The sequence below is a fragment of the Chlamydiales bacterium genome, from assembly GCA_016185065.1.
Classification (GTDB): Bacteria; Chlamydiota; Chlamydiia; order Chlamydiales; family Rhabdochlamydiaceae.
In genome coordinates this window covers 663,333-680,950 of the sequence record JACPOL010000008.1, presented here as the reverse complement: position 1 = coordinate 680,950, position 17,618 = coordinate 663,333, and the positions used below count along the sequence as shown (strand labels likewise).

The window sequence follows — 17,618 nt, the reverse complement described above, 5'->3', positions numbered from 1 at the left end:
GGCGTAAGGCGCTAGCCCCGCGTGTAGCGAAGCGGAACGTGGGGAAGGGAGATCCCCCTATCAAAGAGCCGCGGTAGCGGCGACATAAATCTCTTTCGCCGCTACCGCGGCTCTTATGTGTTTAGGGGTCCGATGTTCCCCACGTTCCGCTTCGCTACACGCGGGGCTAGCGCCTTACATCGCTTCCGCGATTAAGAAAGAAAAAATCTTGAAAAATGGATGTTGAATAATAACAAATCGATATAAAAAGGATGTTTTAATTGATTATCATTAGGAAAAACATATGCTACCTACACACAGAAAGCCGACCTCACCAGGAAAAATTTTGTTAGAGGAGTTCCTAATCCCCCTGGGGATCTCCCAGTCGGAATTTGCATTACATTTGGGGGGAAGATGGACCCAAGCAAAACTGAGCGCCATCATTCATGGTAAGCGTTCGATTACTGAAGAAATTGCTCTGGATTTTTCTGATGCATTGGGAACTTCACCCGAATTTTGGATTGCCCTTCAAGATTAAAACTTAGAAGAAGGTGGTTTCGGGGTTGATGTCGATGAGGGTGCGGATGTCACCTGGAGGGGGAGGGAGCTGCTGCTGGGTGAGCTTGAGCTTCTGGGAGAGGAGAGTGGGACTGCTGCCCTTGATCAGAAACTGAAAGCGGTAGCGGGTCTGAATTTTAGGATGCCCACAAGCGACAACGGGCATGAGTTGGAACGAGGGGGGCAGGTTTGTGATAAGGGTAGAGCGAAATCGCTCTAAGGCCTCTTGGGTCTTGGCTTGCGATGAGCCAGAGAAGACGACCTTTGCAAGATGCGAGAAGGGAGGGAAGTTGAAAAGTTTTCTCACCTCCAGCTCTTCTTGGAAGAAGGCCTCGTAGTTCTGAGCCGTTGCAAGGCGCATCGTGTCGTGTTCTGGCATGTGGGTTTGCACGATCACCTCTCCTTCAAGCTCGGCTCTTCCCGCTCTTCCTGCGACCTGCGTGAGGAGTTGAAACGACTTCTCCTGAGCGCGGAAGTCGGGGATATTCAGCGAGCTATCGGCATTGAGAACGCCGACAAGCGTAACCGAGGGGAGGTGGAGCCCCTTGGCAACCATCTGCGTTCCGATAAGCACATCTGCTTTTCCCGATCGAAATTGTCTGAAGATGAGCTCGTGGCTGCCCTTGTGGCGCGTGGTGTCCGCATCCATTCTGAGGGTGCGCACCTCTGGTAGAACCGCGTGCAGGGCGCGCTCTGCCATCTCGGTTCCCGCTCCCTTAAATTTGATCGTCTCTTCCGCCTTACATTCGGGACAGGAGCGAAGCGGCGTCAGTCGATGGTCGCAGAGGTGGCAGGCGAGGATCTTCTCGCCTAGGTGGTAGGTGAGTGCAAGGTCGCAGTTGGGACAGCGCGCAATGTATCCACAGCTGGCGCAGAGGCAGGAGGTGTGGTAGCCGCGCCTGTTGAGAAGTAGGATCGCCTGTTCGCCTAGTCTGCACCGTTTTTTGATCGCTTCGATCAGTCTTTCCGAGAAGAGGGTGAACCCCTTCGCTTTTGCAAATTCGAGACGCATGTCGACGAGAACCACAGGTGCAAGTGCCGACTGCTCGGCGCGGCTGGAGAGGATGGAGAGCTGATACTTTCCCTGCAGAGCGTTCTGGTAGCTCTCTAAACTGGGAGTTGCGCTGCCAAGCACAACGGTCGCCTTTTCGATCTTGGCGCGCATCAGAGCAACCTCACGCGCATGGTATGAGGGCTGCTCCTCTTGCTGCTTGAATGCGCTCTCATGCTCCTCATCGACGATGATAAGTCCCAGATCTGGCATCGGGCTAAAAATAGCCGAGCGCGCGCCCATCACGATGCGGATCGTTCCATCTTGGATCTTGCGCCAGGTGTCGTGCCTCTCTCCGTCGCTTAAGCGGTGGTGGATCAGGGCAATTTTTTCAGAGAAGCGCGTGCGTACGCGCTCCAGCGTCTGCGAGGTGAGGAGAATCTCCGGAACGAGGAAGATCACTCCCTTGCCAAGAGAGAGAGCCTGCTCCATCGCCTGGATGTAGACCTCGGTCTTCCCGCTTCCCGTTACGCCGAAGAGAAGATGGGCGGCGAACTCGCCGCTGTGCAGACTGCTGCTGATCTTTTGCAGAGCTTCCGCTTGTTCGCCTTTTAACTCTTTAGGCTTCGTTGCAAAGACCTCCTGCTCATCGATCGGAGAGCGCTCAGATGCGATCGCCTCTGCGTGGAGAATCTTCTTCTTAATCAGCGTCTGCAAAGGGCTGTTTGAGATCTGCGCTTTTTCCAGAAGATCGGTAAGAAGCAGTCCTTTCGGGTGCATGAGAAGAGCATCCAGCGCCTGCGCCTGCTGCGGGTACTTGCCTCTAATCTCTTCGCATTTTGAGGCGAGCTCCGGTCTTGAAAGGAGAGAGGTGATAAAGAGCTGCGTGCGCTTTTTTGCATCTTTACGCATGCCAGGCGGGGTCATCACTTTAAGAACGCGCCGCATCGGAGTGCAGTAGTAGCGCGACATCCACTCCGCAAGAGTAAAGAGGGCGGGCGAGATCGCTGGCTTCTCGGAGAGGAGCTTTAAGATGCTCTGCACATTTGCAATTTCGGGCGTCTCTTTGAGGGTGATGATCGTGCCAGGCTTGGGCCTGCCGCGCAGAGGCACCATCACGCGCATGCCGATGCCGCATCCCGTAATCTCTTGAGGGATCTTGTAGTCGAGAGGCTTGTCGATGCCATCGTCGAGAAGAACAGAGGCGAAGCTCATGCCGTTTTCAGGATCAGACATATCTTTTTCCAGAGAGCAGCTTTATCGAGTTTGACCTCGGGATTAAGAAGAATGAGAGGCACTTTTGAGACCATCGGCAGCGAGACCGATGTTGGAGCTTGATAGAAGCGCTTCAACTCTGGCAGCTTAAAGAGGCTAGCCTCATCGGCAATGATCAGCTCTAGCTGATTGAGCTGAAAAGTCAGCTCCCACTTCTTCTCTTTCTCTAAGCTGAGCGCATCTAAAATTTTTGTTGGCTTGATCTGTGTATGGATCGCCTTGGCGAGATTCTTTAGGTAGAGGAGCTCCTCTTCTTTTTCTCCAAAATAGAGGATAAGAACAGAGGCAGAGAGAAGGTGCCTCTTCCAGCGAGAAGAGATCTCGATTGCACGCGCATCATCCGGAGGACGATCGACAGTGGGCATGCTCGGGAAGTGGCGCGCGAGCGCAAGCTTCCACTCGTTTGCAGGAACCTGGGGCGCTGTCCGCACAGGTTGCACAGAAGTCGCCTGCGCTTTTACCGGCAGGGCAGCAGCAGCTGGCTGCGGAGCTGCAGACGGCGGCGCCTCAACAGGCCTCTTTACTACCGCTACCTGAGGGGCTGGAGGCTCTTGCGTCGGCGCAGCTCTCTTCGGTGCAGAGAAGATGATCTGCGTCGTCTGCACCTTCTCAGGCGCCACGCTTCTCTTAAAGTAAGCGGCGTTCTCCCTCGAGGTCAGAAGCGAGCTTCTCGCCTTCGCCTCCTCCTTCACCAGCAGCTGAGCTCCTTTGACGAGCTCCTTAAAAAGTTCTCTCTTCATGTTCCCGAGTATGCGCACCCGCCCGCAAAATTGCAATCAGGCTCTATATTGGCCATCTACGGATTTTATTGACTGTCCGTAAGTATGCTATTAAGATTTTTTAAAAAATTATGAACGGCCCCTCGCCGCAATCTCGGCTCTTCAGGGCCGAGTCTAGGCGGGATTCATATTCTCTTTTATCCTTAAGCCGAAGAGAATCTCCTTTCTTTAGGAAGGAGTTCTTTAAAATCTTTCTCCTCTTTGATTGAGCGGAGCGAAATCCCTGGAGTGCGGCGCTCTGCGCCGCCCTAATTTTTTGAGATCTTGTTAACAGTGCTGCTCGAAGAGGAGTCGGGGCGGCGCAAAGCGCCGCACTCCAGGGACCTCTCTTCGCTCGGTCAAAGAGTAGGAGGTTTTTAGTCGAGGGAGAAGAGGGGGTTTGCGTAGGAGTCGCGGTCGAAGGGGAGGAAATCCTCTATCTTCTCGCAGACTCCAATTCATCTGATCGAAACCTGATATTAGGATTTATTTCTGAAATAAAATCCCTTGCCCAAAATTGAGATTTGCAGGAGTGTTTTCTCATCAAATAACTTCGTAATTGATTATGACAATTCGTTTTGTTTTATTTTCGCTAATTTTCTTCATCAGGGCTGCGAGCTCTCAAGAGCCGCATCTTCAATGTTCCTATGGTTGCGGAACAAGCGAAGATAAGCGAGTCTTTGGTGTCATTCGCACTTTTGAAGGTCTTATTGATCAAATCCAGGCGACTTCTTTTAAGCATGTGTTTAATGGAATGAAATTTGCAAGCAACACATTTCAAGTCGGAAAGCCTGAATTTTCTTTGCTAAGCAACGTATCCTGGCCTCCTTTAAGTCGATTTTCCTATTCTTGGAAAGATTCGCCTCATGATTTCATGACAATTAAAAGAAATGGTGAATATGGGGGGATGAAGAGGCTATTTCCTTATGATGAGGGATATGCAACTGTTAGTAATGCTTTTGTCTTATTTGACCATGATATTCAAGATTGTTTCGTCACCTATCTCGACTTCTTGCGTCTTTCATGCCAACGTTGCGAAAATAGGATTCGCGAAATTCGCCTTATCATTAAGCGTGAAGGGAATGGTTATTATGATGATGACGATGATTATGCTTATCGCACAGGTGACATCGTTACATGCGAAGAAGATCTTGCGCGCCTAAATCAGCTTATTGACTTACTCGAGCAGCAACGTAGTGTAGTTACCAGACTTATAGAGAGGGCACGTGAGGATGTGCAAACCTGTTATTTTGGAATTTATGATGCTTGCATAAAAAATCATCAGTCTCTGAAGGCATTATATGAGCGAGGTCTTCTCAATTATGACCAGGGCAAATTTTTTGAGGCTTTGGAAGATGTTTTTGCTCTTATAGAAAAAGCTGGACATTTGGAAGAGAATAACTTGCCTGTTGAAGCCTATTTTTGTAAGGGCGTTGCAGAGTCGGAACTAGGCCTTTATCATGAAGCGATTCAGTCTCTTAATTCAGTAATAGAAAAAAAGCCAGAATTGAAAGATGCCTATTTGGAGCGAGCTATAGCCTATTTTGAAACAGGTCAAATAGAGTCTTCATTAAAAGATTATTTGCAGTCGGGGGTCAAAGTCACGCCTCTTGGTGATGTTTTAGGCGCTGATAATTCAGACAGCCGTTTGGAATATGCTACTGGGCTGATGCAAGCAGGTATGGCCTGGGGTGTTCTGCAAGGTGGAATTGAAGGAGCTATAGACTTTATCCCTTCCCTCGCACATTCTGCGTCAGGTCTGGCCAATGGCTTGATCTCATTTGCATTGAACCCCAAGCAAGTATCCGTTGAGTTTATCTCAAGCTGCAAAGAATGCGTAAAAGATCTCAGAGAAAATCCTTCTCTGCTTAAAGAATGTATTCCAGAAATCAAAGAGCTTGCTGACCGTTTCGATCAGCTTGATGAGTTTCAAAAGGGAACGCTTACAGGCAAGATCATTGGAAAATATGGAATTAGTATTTTTGCGGTTTCTAAAGCAGCGAAAGGTGTTCAGGCCTACTTGAATCTAAAAAAGGCCAATAGTGCTCTATCTTTCGAAACCTTGGCTAGATCTGCTGTTCATGAATCGGAAGCCCTTCTTCAAACTTCTCAAACTTGGCGCACTCAACATAATGCAGCAAAAGCGATCAAAACTGCACAATTGGAAAAAGAAGTATCGGATTGGTTAGGCGAAGGAACAAATTTGATCAGAAATTCAGCAGGGGACTCAGTATTTCTTTCTAAAGATAGGTTGAGGAAAGTGAGGTTTGATTTTAATAGACCGTATCCACATGAGAGTCCTCATTTGCATTTGCAGCACTTCGTTGATCATGAATGGCGAGAAATCAGTCGAGTGTATCCGATCGACGTTCCTCATAAATAGGAGGTAATATTTTGAGAATTTTAGATGATGAATCTGATAAAAAGTTAGACAATGTTAGCATCTTTTTAACTAAAGAAGAGGCTATGCAGTTGCGAGGTTATTTGAACCAACTATTGGACAATCCTAAGTTGCAACATTCTCATTTGTCGAGTGATGACTATCAAAAAGAGATCACTATCTGTTTGTACGATGAAAAAAACTTAGAAAATTTCAATCCTAGATCGATAAAACTGATAAAAGAAGATAAGTGAAAGTAAAGCCTCATATCATTGCACCGGGGAGATATTAATGAGATCCATCATCGTTTTTATGTGTTTGGTTTGTTTGCCGAGTTGTGGTGTAAATCAAGACAATCGAACAGCAGCGTTAGGCCCCCTGAATCAAATGAAGGAGTTTCAAGTTGTCCTTCATGCGGAATTCGATCGAGAAGTGATATTTAATAATGTTGTGGAATCGCTGAAACACTTGGGAAGTGTACAAATAGTAAAGATCTCTGAATGTGATCTTGACTCCGCTGCCAACTCCTCTTCGATACTGATATCTATCGAAGGAGGTCAAGATAGAGCTGAGGGTGCTATTCGAGTGTTTGGAGAGGTTGCAGTTCAGCCGAATCAGTACAAGACGGTTTCTCAAATTTGGGAAGCAAAAGACCAAGAAGAGAGCGGGGTCTATCCCGTGCTTGAAAATAATAGGGTCTCTTTCGAAAGAAAAGATCTGCAAATAACAGAAAGAGATGTAACTGCGTCTGCTGTCGCAATTCGCATAGTTAAGCAGTTTGCTGAACAGTATCGCAAAGACAATCCAGGAGATGCGAAGCCTGTTTTTCGCGTTTATGAACAGATTTTGTGAATTATGAGAATCTACGACCTAAATTCAGAGAAGAAATTCGATAAGGTTACGCTTTATTTAACGCCTGAAGAGGCTCGGGAATTAAAGGATTCTCTTGAGCTGCTCTTAAATAATAAAGCACACCACCACGAACACATTCCTGATAGAGAGAGTGATTTTAAAAGAGAAATCACGGTGTGTATATACACGGAAGACAATTTATCCAGTTTTGATGAGCGTTCGAGAAGGCTTATTTTGACTCAAGAGTAGTATGTAATAAAAACACCCGCACAAGATGAATGGGTCTTTTTGTTACATAACTGGAACATTTGGTTTTCATCTTGACATCAGGGAAAGAGGTTTATTTCGCCGCTACCGCCGGCTCTGGTGTGTGTGGGCAGGATTCTCTTCCCCACGTTCCGCTTCGCTCCATGCGGGGCTAGCAAATGTCACCGCTTCCGCGGTTAATCCTCTCTCAACTTCTCCGTTTAAAGAACTACTTAGCTAGGGGAATTGTAGGTGTCAAAAGTAAAATAATTATTTTAATTATAATGTGGTTGTGGTGGATGTTTAATATATTAAAGATAAGTTAATTACGTTATGTGTTGAAATGTAATATATTATAATTTACAATATTATAGATTTTTTAATGAGGGAACTATGACAGCAGTAAGTGGTGCAAGTTCGACAAGAATGGTGCTCAGAAGCAGTAGTAAGCGCTTAAAGGTGGAGAAAGAAGCTCCTCCCCCCAAAAAAGGAGAGCCTTCTAAATCAAGGTTAATGAATCTTCCTCGGGATCTCTTAGATAAAGCGCTCTCTTTTCTTTCTCCAAGCGACTTCGCAGGAACTTTACCTGTGTGTTACGATTTTAGACAGTCAGCAAAAAGAGTCTTTGAACTCATCTTGAGGCAGCCACGCACTATCACTTATCGTGGATTTCTTCCTTACGATAAATTTACGAGAGAAAGCATAGGAACTCCCTGGAGAGAAGTTTCTCACCTCTTAGGCAAGATGAGCAATTTAACCTGTTTTGAGAGCTTAAAACAGGGAGACTATCAGTTGCAATATGTTGATCGCATTCTTACAGAAAGACCTGCGTCTTTAACAGAGCTCCGCCTTTCTGATGATTTTTGGCAGGCTCCTAATCAAGGAGATGATGATTACAGATATACATATGTTGGCGGCGCGCTTCTCATGTCACTTGCGCAAAAATGTTCTGGGATCACTACTTTCTCTTTTGACGGGTGCTACTCTTTAGACGATGAGCAGATGGGCTATCTTCTCTCTCAAATGCGTAAATTAAAAAGGGTATCTCTTCGAGATAACTGGTCTGATGTTGTTGAGAAAAATGCAATGAAGGCGCTTGCTCAAACTCCTTCTCTCACGTCGGTAGATCTCCACAAATGTTGGGGGATTAGCGCCCAAGATGTGACCCATCTGGTTAAAAGTCTTCCTAAGTTAACCTTTTTAGATATTAGCATTAGCATGGGCAAGTACGTCGAAGTGAGAGCTGATGGCGTTCACATTGAAGGGGCAGCGCTGCTCTTGGAAGCCATCACAAGGCATGGAACGCAGCTGACCACATTGAAAATGGACGATCGCTTATGTAAGAGCCATGATCTAGACGTGATAAAAAAGAGCTGTACAAAGCTTCAGTGTGTGGAAGTGGTTACGCCACGTTTTCGCAGACAATAGCTTCATTCAATGCTGAAGAGGGCGTTTGCGTAGGCTTCGCGGTCGAAGGGGAGGAGGTCCTCCATCTTCTCGCCGACCCCAATCCAGCGGATGGGGATGCCGAGCTGCTTGGTGATGGAGAGTGCGATGCCGCCCTTTGCGGAGCCATCGAGCTTAGCGAGGATGATGCCGGTTAAGGGAGTGAACTGGTGGAAGACGGTGGCCTGATCGACGGCGTTCTGGCCGGTGGTAGAGTCGAGAACGAGGAGCGTCTCGTGTGGCGCTGTGGAAACGACTTTTGCACAGACCTTGCGCATCTTCTCCAGCTCGCGCATGAGCTCGGTCTTATTCTGAAGCCTTCCAGCCGTGTCGATGATGACAACATCTGCTCCGCGCGCTTTTGCAGCGGTGAGGGCGTCAAAAGCCACTGCTGAAGGGTCGCTGCCAGGTTGAGACTTTACGATTTCGCAACCGAGACGTTCAGACCAGGTGGTTAGCTGCTCGATGGCTGCAGCTCTAAATGTGTCGCCAGCCCCCAGAAGCACCTTCTTGTTCTGCACTTGAAACTGCTTGGCAAGCTTGGCAATGCTGGTCGTCTTTCCGCTTCCATTTACCCCCACAATCAGAATCACCAGAGGCTCTCCTGCTTTTGGTGCTTGCGGCGTCACCTTCGCGGGAGCCTCCAGTATTTTCAAGGCGAGATCGCGCATGGAGGTGATCAGCTCCTCTTTGGGCGCATCGGCATTTTTGCGCAGGAAGTGTTTGGCGTGCTCGACAAACTCTTGCACGCAGACAGAGCCTAGATCGGCTTCATACAGAATGGCCTCGAGCTCTTCAAAGGTCTTCTCATCCCAGGGCTGCCCAAAGAGTGCGCGGATCTTTCCTCCCAGCAGGGAGCGCGTTTTTGAAAGAGCCGACTTGACTTTTTGGAAACTCGATTTAAGAAAACCCAATACCATGCGATACACCTTGATAGAAATGTGATTCTATCAGATAAAGAATTTTAACACTTACTATAACGAAACGAATTAAATTTTTGAGTTCAAGATGAATATTCACGAGTATCAAGCCAAAGAGATCTTGTCCCGCTACCACATCCCGATTCCTCCATTTGGAGTGGCGGGCAGTGTGAAAGAGGTGGAGCAGCTGGTTAAGGAGCTCGGCCTAAAAGAGGCTGTGATCAAGATTCAGGTGCATGCGGGTGGAAGGGGAAAGGCGGGCGGTGTGAAGTTTGCAAAGACGCCTCAAGAGATCGCGTCTGTCGCCTCGAAGCTCATCGGCATGAAGATGGTGAATAATCAGACGGGGAAGGAGGGGGTTGTTGCACACAAGGTGCTCGTCTCCAAACCGCTTGAGATCAAGAAGGAGTACTACCTGGGCGCTGTGATCGATCGCGACAGAGCAAGACCTGTGCTTATCGCCTCTCCCGAAGGGGGAGTTGAGATCGAAGAGGTGGCAGAGGCCCATCCAGAGAAGATTTTAACTCTTCCCATCGGATTTGATGGCAGCATGAAGTCCTTTCATCTTCTGCGCCTCTGCAACTTCATGGGCTGGAGTGGAGAGACAGCAAAACAGGGAAGACACATAGCTCAAGGCGTCGCAAAGGCCTTCATCGAGAATGATGGCTCCCTTTTGGAGATCAACCCGCTCGTGGAGGATCCCGAGGGAAATCTCTGGGCGCTAGATGCTAAGTTTGGAATCGACGACAACGCTCTCTTCCGCCACCCGCACCTTGCGGCCTACTACGACTCGACACAGTACTCGAAGAATGAGGTGATGGCGAAGGAGTTTGACCTCGCCTACATCGCACTCGATGGCACGATCGGCTGCATGGTCAACGGCGCAGGCCTTGCGATGGCGACGATGGATATTATCAACTACTATGGAATGAAGCCCGCCAACTTTCTCGATGTGGGCGGAAGCGCCACTAAAGAGAAGATCTCGGAGGGCTTTAAAATCCTTCTTCTCGACCCTCAGGTGAAGGGGATTCTCGTGAATATTTTCGGCGGAATCATGAACTGCGCCACCCTCGCAGAGGGGATCATTCACGCTGCATCGGAGCTCGCACTTAAAGTGCCTCTCATCGTCAGAATGGAGGGAACTCATGTCGAAGAGGGAAAGAGGCTTCTCAAAGAGTCGGGCCTGCCAATTACAACAGCGGATACATTAGAAGAGGCGGCCAAAAAGTCGGTTGCCGCAGTGAAAGGAGTATAGATTCATGGCCATTCTCATCGATAAAAAGACGCGAGTCATCACACAGGGGCTCTCGGGAAAAGCGGGCAGATTCCACACTGAGCAGGGGCTTCTCTATGGTTCGAAGTTTGTCGGCGGGGTCACACCGGGCAAGAGCGGACAAGAGGTGCTGGGCCTTCCTCTCTTCGATACCGTCTATGAAGCTAAGAAGGCGCTGAACTGCGACGCTTCGCTCATCTTCGTGCCTGCTGCCTACGCGGCTGATGCGATCTTGGAAGCAGAAGACGCAGGCGTTCCTCTCATCGTCTGCATCACAGAGGGAATTCCCGTGCGCGACATGCTGGAAGTGAGCCGCGTGATGAGAAGCAGCAAGAGCCGCCTTATCGGCCCCAACTGCCCGGGAATCATCACTCCTGGAGAGTGCAAGATCGGCATCATGCCCGGATACATTCACAAGCGCGGCAAAGTGGGAATCGTCTCGCGCTCTGGGACACTTACCTACGAGGCTGTCTGGCAGACGACGCTCTCGGGTCTCGGACAGACGACCTGCGTCGGCATCGGAGGAGATCCTCTTAACGGCACAAGCTTCATCGACGTTCTTAAACTCTTTGAAAAAGATAAAGAAACAGAAGCGATTCTGCTCATCGGAGAGATCGGAGGCAGCGCCGAAGAGGAGGCTGCAGAGTGGATTAAAGCGCACTGCACCAAGCCCGTTGCTGCATTCATTGCTGGCGTCACCGCACCTCCAGGCAAGAGGATGGGACACGCAGGCGCGATTATCTCTGGTGGAAAAGGCACTGCGAAAGACAAGATGGATGCGTTAAGAGCTGCCGGCGTTATCGTTACCGAGTCGCCAGCAGAGATGGGAAAAGCAGTTGAAAAAGCGCTAGCTGGAAAATAGAAAAATGGCTCGCATCGCAAGGCGCATTCCGCTAACGATCTCTCCGATGTTCTGGCTTGTTGCAGCACTCATCGGATATGTCAATAGCCAGACCTGGATGGGCACTCTCATCTGGATGGGAATCATCCTCGTCTCTGTGCTGTTCCACGAGTTTGGCCATGCCCTCACTGCTCTTCTCTTTGGGAGGCACCCGCGCATCGAGCTCGTCGCCTGGGGAGGCCTCACCTACCACGAGGGAGAGAACCTCTCATTTCCCAAGCAGTTTCTCATCGTCTTTAACGGACCACTTTTTGGCTTTATTCTATTTATCCTCGCTACTCTCGTGCTTCAATTTGTTCCTCCTTCAAACGAGCTTATGCTGGGAGCTGTTGGAACACTTCAGTGGGTCAACCTCTTCTGGACGCTTTTAAACCTCCTTCCTGTGATGCCCCTCGATGGCGGACAGCTGCTGCGCATCGTCTGCGAGGCCTTCTGGGGAGTGCGCGGATTTAAGTATGCGCTTCTTACCAGCATGGCGATTGCAATCGGCATGAGCCTCTTCTTCTTTCTCTATCAAGCGTTTCTGGTAGGCGCCCTCTTCTTCCTTCTGGGCTTCCAGAGCTTTGAAACATGGAGAAAGAGCAGGCAGCTTTCGGAAAAAGACAGAGACGCCGAGCTTAAAATGATGATTCACGAAGCGGAGACTCTGCTGCACGCTGGCCAAAAAGAGCGCGCTCGAGAGACTCTGAATAAAATTCTCAGCCGCACAAGAGAGGGGATGATCTACCTCCTCTCCACGCAGTATCTTGCCTACCTAGACTACGAAGAGGGAAGAGCCAAAGAGGCGTATGAGCTTCTTCTTCCCATCCAGGGCGAGCTCTCTTCCGACGCTCTCTGCCTGCTGCACAAAGCCGCCTTTGATCAGAAGGACTACCCCCTTGTGATCGAACTCGGCGGCAGGTGCTTTCAGACCTGGCCAAGCGTAGAAACTGCCCTCAGAAACGCCTACGCCTGCGCTTCTTTTTCCCAAACAAATGCTGCCATTGGCTGGCTCCAAACCGCTTTAAAAGAGGGCCTTCAGAACATTCAAGAAGTTCTTTCACAAGAGGCATTTAACCCCATTCGACAAGATCCCGCCTTCCAATCTTTCATTCTAAATATAATAAAAAATTAAGTTATCTGTTTTAGCTGATAATTAATTTTTGAACCCCCATTTGCTTTTTACTTGTTTTGCAAAATTTGATATAATTTTTTGCAAATCACAACGAGTTTATCCATGAGCGTAGAGTTCAAAGAGAGCAAAGGAGCAATAGCAGCCACCGCAGCTCCGTGCCGATCAGCAGTGCCCCCACAGAACGGCTCATGTCCTGCGCGCTTGCTCGTGGAGGATTGTCTTGAGAATATCTTCTTTAAATTTCAGCTTCCAGAGAGGCTTGCATTTCTTTCATTTTCTATGGATGGAGTGAGCGATCTCGCTGCCTGTGCAGCCACATGCAGAGAGTGGCGCAGGGTAGCAGAGAAGCCACTCTGGGAAGAGGTAAGACGAAGATCACTTCCCTCCTTGCCTCCTGGGGAGAATCTGAAAGAGCGCTGCCTTGAACGATTGAATAGAATTCAAAGAAACCTGGACGCAGGCCACTTTACCCGGACGCTCATTGAAACAATACCAGATACTACAGACTATAGACCATCAGTCGCCGAAGGAAGCTCTCGTAGCCTACCTGTTTGGAGAGGTGAAAGGGACACCCTCTTTTGTACGATCAAAGGAGGGCTTGTTGAACTAAGAGAATTCAAGGCCCCATTAGGAATTGTAAGATCTATAGATGTAAGTTCTCATCTGCTCATGATGTATTCTAATTGTGGAGATGCGCTTCTATTTGAAAAGTTTGCACCTCTCATTGCTTATGGGAAGCTGATTGTATACGGACGTACCTTAGAAAACAGAAGTCAGTGTGTGCTTTGTATCTGGGATCTTTTAAACTCAAGTACAGCTCCTGTTTTGCGGATAGAAGATCCTGGATTTGTTGCCGGGAGGGAGTGCTATTTTAAGGTTGTGGATAGAAAGCTTGTATGTGCGATGGAAGATGCCAAAAAAGAGAAGCTAACTATTCATGTTTACGACCTTCCAACCTGTAAAAAAGTGGGAGAGGTTCCCTCTGCCCCTTATCAGAAAGAGCGTCCATTTGTGTGTATTACTGGATGGCAAGGAGGAGTCTGCGTATATCTGAGTAGTGTAGGTAACGACTACATCAAGGAGCATTTCAATCTCTCAACTCTAAGATCAGAAGGAACAGATGTGAAACTTCCGGCTTTTTCTGTGTTAAAGACCGGCAAATCCGAAGGAGTAGGATTTTCAAATAGTTTGCAACTAGTCAAGGAAGAGACCTTGTCTTCGGGACAAGGAAGAAGAGTGACAACAGTAGTTCTTCCAGGAACATTTTATAGAATTCTAACTCCGGGCCTTATTCCTTTTGGAGGAAGAGTAGTTGTTGTTGATGATTGCATCAAGGATGCAGCCAAGATCACTCTTTTAAATCTCAAAGCTAGATCCTCTCATGACATAGTTAAAATGAGAGAAGAAACAAACTTCATGAATCATCCTAATTATGCTCAATTTTCTGATGGAGTTTTAAGAATACAAGAAGGTTGTCAAGACGTTTACTGTTACGATTTTAATCGGCCAATCCAGCCCTTTCAACCAGCTTCTGCAGCTCCCGCTGCCGCAGCGCCTCAGGCGCCTGTTGAGCGTAGCCTCTTCGACTGCATTTTAGACTTCTTCAGCTGGCTTGCCAGCTGCGTGCGCAGCTGCCTCGGGATGGAGGAGCAGCCATGAGCAGCGGATTAGGATTAGGTTTAGAGTTCATAGAGAGCAAGGGAGCAATAGCAGCCACCGCAGCTCCGTGCCGATCAGCAGTGCCTCCAAAGGACGGCGCATCCCCTGCGCGCTCTCTTCCTGTGGAGATGCTTGATCGTATCTTCTCTTTTGCGATAGATGCGCAGGGACATTTTTCTATGCGTAGACGAGAGCTTATCGATCTCGCCGTAGTATGCAAACAATGGGCAGCGGGTGCTGCCGATCTGCGCGCAAAAGATCTTATTGCGAGGTGTTTTCCTTCGCTGCCGCAACTTCCAACGGAAGAGGGAGTAGAGGTAGAAGGAGAGGGCGACATACGAGCGCGCTACCGCGCTTGGGAAGCTCTGATGGTGCGCAATCTGCTTGCAGGGCGGTTTCCTCTCTATAAACATTTTCCTCCTCCTAACTTGGACAATCCGAGGGAGCCCACTAGAGAGATCTACATTCAGAGGGGAGGGCTCTTTTGGACGGCAGCAAAAGATGGTGAGGGTTATGAGTGGCGCTTAAGGGATTTTAAGAGTTGCGAAATGCTAAGAGGGTACGAGAGGGGGTATGATGTTGAACATTCTGGACTAGAAGGGCTAGCGATAACTCCTTGGATAGCCCAAGAAAAGTTCTTTTCCATAACTCCTACAGCTATCCGAGTGGAGGATCTTACAGATAGCGCTCAGCGGAGCTCTTATCCCATCGATAAAGTGAGTTGTTCCCATTTTGATTTCCGCTACGCGGTTTCACAAAATAGACTTGTAATTGCCACCTCTTCTTCTCTTGATATCTACGATCATAATAGAAGAAGCCACTTGGGAAGTGTCCGCATGCCGAAGGGCTTTCAAACGCACAGACTGGTTTGTCATGACAACCTGGTTTTCACACATGGAAGCTTCAAAGATCCAAGAACGGCGGATGAGATACATATTTTCAATCTTCAGAAAATGGCTTATCTGGGAAAATTACTTAAAAGTGATTACATCTCTATTCATGATAGTGCTGTGACAAGTGAGGGTGTCTGGATAAGAGTCCAAGAGATAAAAGAAGATAGCGTTCTTGAATCCCTACAATTATTGAAATTTTCGGATCTCTTTGCCACTCCAACAAAAAAGATAATTATTGATCAAAGAGACCATCTACCTTTTCGCTTTGGTACGAGTTATCAGGGATCAAATCTGCTTCGATTAGGCGCAGGTCTGCTCGTTTTAGGAGCAGCATCTCTTGCCTTCTACAACGAGCAGGGAGAGAGAAGGCAGATCTTAGGTGTGGATGAGTTCCAGAATGCTCGAGCGATGAGCTTCCAGCTCTTTGATGGCATTCTAAGAGTTTACAGATACCAGAGCACGGTCATTGAACTTAACTTGAGGCTGCAGGAAGGGCTTGAACCCGACTTTCCTCTGCCAGACTATCCAGAAGAGGCTCCGCTTCAACCTCCCCTTATATCCGCTGAAGCTCTTCAGCAGGCAGCACCTGCAGCTCCTGCTGCCGCTGCGCCTCAAGCGCCCGTCGAAGCTCCTCAACGGGCAGCACCTGCAGCGCCTGCTGAGCGTAGCCTCTTCGACTGCATTTTAGACTTCTTCAGCTGGCTTGCCAGCTGCGTGCGCAGCTGCCTGGGGATGGAGGAGCTGTCATGAGTACAAGAGCAGTCTCTAGCATGTCGCTAGATGCACAGTCTGCTTGCTCTCCTTCGATAGTAGGGCTGCCCGATGACTGTTTGATTCACATTTTCTCCTGCTTTCAAGGAAGTGGAGAGAACAATATAGCCGGATTGGAAGAGCTGGCTCGAATTGCTGCAACTTGCAAAAAGTGGGCCCAGCTTACCCACTCCGATAGATGGAAGATCATTATCCAGAGAACACTGCCCTCCGTAATTCCCGGTGATGATCCGAAGGTTAGCTGTCTGGAAGCGCTGAACCGGATTGGGAGAACTCAGAGATCTTTTCATGCAGCTTCGCTTCCCGCAATGACAAACGCTTTAGGGGCTCCCTTGCGAGGTTACATGACTGGACGAGGGGATCTTCTTTTTACCGTTGAGGGAGAGAATCTTTGTGTCAGAGACTCTTCTACAAGAGAGATCACAAAGACAATCAGATGGAAGGATCTATTTCCGGTGTTGCGGCTTCCAGGAGGAGTACCTTCAGAGTATGATCAAGGTCAGATTGTAGATGGTCAGCTCTATCTGTTTGGAAATAAGGAAAGAGACATAGGAGTCATAGGAGTTCGGCTCGATCCATATGTAGCGCACTGGTCTTTAACTGATACTCAGAGCCGCCTGATAAAAGGACCTGAGGGGTGTTATGGTTTTACGGTTTTGGGTGGCAAGATCGTTTTTGCAACTCCCACTAAAATCAGCGTCTGCCAAGGGTTTGTTGAAGTGACGAGAGATGGAGAGTACCAGTATCACAATCCAGATCTTCTCCATATCCCTCTAACAGATCCTATCTATTTTGGGCGCATCACTAGCCGATGCGGAAGAGTACTTGTCACAGGGACATTTGAGAGTGAGAAGCGCACAGAGATCTTTAATCTTGAGACGATGCGTTCAGAGGGAGTTGTGCGCGGTAAGATCTTTGGCGATGTGGTTCAGACATCAAAAGGAAATTGTGCAAGAGTTGAAACTGAGGATAGCGATCAGCTGCTGCTGCTCGATCCAGAAAACATGGCAGGCGAGCCGCTGAAGGTTATAGAAATCGATATTGGAAACGAGCTTGCTTATCATGAAACAAGACAGACCAGGTCCACCATGCTCGCGCTGGGAGATAGGGTCTTGCTGCTTGAAGATACCCGCCTTGGCATTTACGATTTAGAAACAGGAGAGCGCCGCGCGATCCTAATAGGACAGCAGGTCCATGCAGAATTTCAGTTCAATAGAGGAGTTCTTACAATCCGTTGCCTTAACGGTACAGATGTCAGGATTGATTTTAACCAGCCTCTTCAAGGCCCCTTACCCGAGCCTGAACGCAGCCTCTTTGTGCAGTTCTTCGACTGTATCCTAGACTTCTTCAGTGCGATCTGGAATCTCCTGTTTCGCTCGTGACCAGCTCATCTTTTCTTAATCGCAGAAACAATGTCAGGCCGCTGCTGTAGTTGCCGGCTGGAGTATTTGATTACAACATTCTGTTGTCTTGTCACAACATTTTGTTGTGTAACAAACTTAACTTAAGAAGCCAGAGCGGCGCAAAAAGCGCCGCAGTCCAGGGACCTCTCTTCGTTCGGTCAAAAGAAAGTGTGGGTAGTTCCTTCTAGAGGCCTACTTT

General features: G+C 48.5%; 15 protein-coding genes. 12 read left to right on the top strand and 3 right to left on the bottom strand.

The features are described from left to right. The first annotated feature begins 283 nt into the window (after positions 1 to 283). Complete coding sequence (locus HYX48_07030; GenBank protein ID MBI2743654.1) at positions 284 to 517, top strand: HigA family addiction module antidote protein; 234 nt, start codon at positions 284 to 286, stop codon at positions 515 to 517. A 3-nt stretch (positions 518 to 520) separates the two neighbouring features. Here the strand turns inward: HYX48_07030 and priA are convergent, their stop codons facing one another. Together priA and HYX48_07020 are read right to left on the bottom strand one after the other, a co-directional pair. Further along, positions 521 to 2,743, bottom strand: coding sequence for a primosomal protein N' (priA, locus tag HYX48_07025; GenBank protein ID MBI2743653.1), 2,223 nt, complete (start codon positions 2,741 to 2,743; stop codon positions 521 to 523). Continuing rightward, the gene (locus HYX48_07020; protein MBI2743652.1) at positions 2,740 to 3,543 is read right to left on the bottom strand and encodes a hypothetical protein; all 804 of its coding nucleotides are present in this window, start codon (positions 3,541 to 3,543) and stop codon (positions 2,740 to 2,742) included. The genes priA and HYX48_07020 overlap by 4 nt, the downstream gene beginning before the upstream one ends. 583 nt (positions 3,544 to 4,126) lie before the next feature. Between HYX48_07020 and HYX48_07015 the strand changes: the two genes are divergently transcribed. From HYX48_07015 to HYX48_06995, 5 genes are all read left to right on the top strand, one after another. Further along, a complete protein-coding gene (locus HYX48_07015) occupies positions 4,127 to 5,944 on the top strand; it encodes a tetratricopeptide repeat protein (protein ID MBI2743651.1) in 1,818 nt (605 codons plus the stop codon). A gap of 11 nt (positions 5,945 to 5,955) precedes the next feature. Continuing rightward, positions 5,956 to 6,195 carry a hypothetical protein gene (locus HYX48_07010; GenBank protein MBI2743650.1) on the top strand — a complete coding sequence of 80 codons (240 nt, stop codon included), beginning with the start codon at positions 5,956 to 5,958 and terminating at the stop codon, positions 6,193 to 6,195. Between the two features lie 37 nt (positions 6,196 to 6,232). Continuing rightward, positions 6,233 to 6,793, top strand: coding sequence for a hypothetical protein (locus HYX48_07005; GenBank protein ID MBI2743649.1), 561 nt, complete (start codon positions 6,233 to 6,235; stop codon positions 6,791 to 6,793). 3 nt (positions 6,794 to 6,796) lie between these two features. Beyond that, entirely contained in the window at positions 6,797 to 7,042 is a 246-nt protein-coding gene (locus HYX48_07000; protein MBI2743648.1) for a hypothetical protein, read from the top strand. A gap of 390 nt (positions 7,043 to 7,432) precedes the next feature. Continuing rightward, a complete protein-coding gene (locus tag HYX48_06995; protein ID MBI2743647.1) occupies positions 7,433 to 8,467 on the top strand; it encodes a hypothetical protein in 1,035 nt (344 codons plus the stop codon). Positions 8,468 to 8,469: 2 nt separating this feature from the next. On the opposite strand, the gene ftsY is transcribed toward HYX48_06995, so the two are convergent. Then, positions 8,470 to 9,405, bottom strand: a complete 936-nt coding sequence (ftsY, locus tag HYX48_06990) for a signal recognition particle-docking protein FtsY (protein ID MBI2743646.1) — start codon at positions 9,403 to 9,405, stop codon at positions 8,470 to 8,472. A gap of 88 nt (positions 9,406 to 9,493) precedes the next feature. On the opposite strand from ftsY, the gene sucC reads away from it, so the two are divergent. The 6 genes from sucC (at position 9,494) to HYX48_06960 (ending at position 17,398) form a co-directional block, all read left to right on the top strand. Beyond that, positions 9,494 to 10,660: an ADP-forming succinate--CoA ligase subunit beta gene (gene sucC, locus HYX48_06985; protein ID MBI2743645.1), complete on the top strand. Its 1,167-nt coding sequence runs from the start codon at positions 9,494 to 9,496 to the stop codon at positions 10,658 to 10,660. 4 nt (positions 10,661 to 10,664) lie between these two features. Then, positions 10,665 to 11,540: a succinate--CoA ligase subunit alpha gene (gene sucD, locus HYX48_06980; GenBank protein ID MBI2743644.1), complete on the top strand. Its 876-nt coding sequence runs from the start codon at positions 10,665 to 10,667 to the stop codon at positions 11,538 to 11,540. A 4-nt stretch (positions 11,541 to 11,544) separates the two neighbouring features. Then, on the top strand, positions 11,545 to 12,693 hold the full coding sequence (locus HYX48_06975; protein MBI2743643.1) for a M50 family metallopeptidase: 1,149 nt from the start codon (positions 11,545 to 11,547) through the stop codon (positions 12,691 to 12,693). 102 nt (positions 12,694 to 12,795) lie between these two features. Then, on the top strand, positions 12,796 to 14,352 hold the full coding sequence (locus HYX48_06970) for an F-box protein (protein MBI2743642.1): 1,557 nt from the start codon (positions 12,796 to 12,798) through the stop codon (positions 14,350 to 14,352). Further along, a complete protein-coding gene (locus tag HYX48_06965) occupies positions 14,349 to 15,995 on the top strand; it encodes a hypothetical protein (protein ID MBI2743641.1) in 1,647 nt (548 codons plus the stop codon). Before HYX48_06970 ends, HYX48_06965 begins: the two co-directional genes overlap by 4 nt. Continuing rightward, a complete protein-coding gene (locus HYX48_06960; GenBank protein MBI2743640.1) occupies positions 15,992 to 17,398 on the top strand; it encodes an F-box protein in 1,407 nt (468 codons plus the stop codon). Before HYX48_06965 ends, HYX48_06960 begins: the two co-directional genes overlap by 4 nt. Positions 17,399 to 17,618 lie beyond the last annotated feature (220 nt).

Excerpts from the sequence above, each read along its gene's own strand:
- HYX48_07030 (MBI2743654.1), top strand. The coding sequence starts at position 284 with ATGCTACCTACACACAGAAAGCCGACCTCACCAGGAAAAATTTTGTTA.
- priA (MBI2743653.1), bottom strand. The coding sequence starts at position 2,743 with ATGAGCTTCGCCTCTGTTCTTCTCGACGATGGCATCGACAAGCCTCTC.
- HYX48_07020 (MBI2743652.1), bottom strand. The coding sequence starts at position 3,543 with ATGAAGAGAGAACTTTTTAAGGAGCTCGTCAAAGGAGCTCAGCTGCTG.
- HYX48_07015 (MBI2743651.1), top strand. The coding sequence starts at position 4,127 with ATGACAATTCGTTTTGTTTTATTTTCGCTAATTTTCTTCATCAGGGCT.
- HYX48_07005 (MBI2743649.1), top strand. The coding sequence starts at position 6,233 with ATGAGATCCATCATCGTTTTTATGTGTTTGGTTTGTTTGCCGAGTTGT.
- HYX48_07000 (MBI2743648.1), top strand. The coding sequence starts at position 6,797 with ATGAGAATCTACGACCTAAATTCAGAGAAGAAATTCGATAAGGTTACG.
- HYX48_06995 (MBI2743647.1), top strand. The coding sequence starts at position 7,433 with ATGACAGCAGTAAGTGGTGCAAGTTCGACAAGAATGGTGCTCAGAAGC.
- ftsY (MBI2743646.1), bottom strand. The coding sequence starts at position 9,405 with ATGGTATTGGGTTTTCTTAAATCGAGTTTCCAAAAAGTCAAGTCGGCT.
- sucC (MBI2743645.1), top strand. The coding sequence starts at position 9,494 with ATGAATATTCACGAGTATCAAGCCAAAGAGATCTTGTCCCGCTACCAC.
- sucD (MBI2743644.1), top strand. The coding sequence starts at position 10,665 with ATGGCCATTCTCATCGATAAAAAGACGCGAGTCATCACACAGGGGCTC.
- HYX48_06975 (MBI2743643.1), top strand. The coding sequence starts at position 11,545 with ATGGCTCGCATCGCAAGGCGCATTCCGCTAACGATCTCTCCGATGTTC.
- HYX48_06970 (MBI2743642.1), top strand. The coding sequence starts at position 12,796 with ATGAGCGTAGAGTTCAAAGAGAGCAAAGGAGCAATAGCAGCCACCGCA.
- HYX48_06965 (MBI2743641.1), top strand. The coding sequence starts at position 14,349 with ATGAGCAGCGGATTAGGATTAGGTTTAGAGTTCATAGAGAGCAAGGGA.
- HYX48_06960 (MBI2743640.1), top strand. The coding sequence starts at position 15,992 with ATGAGTACAAGAGCAGTCTCTAGCATGTCGCTAGATGCACAGTCTGCT.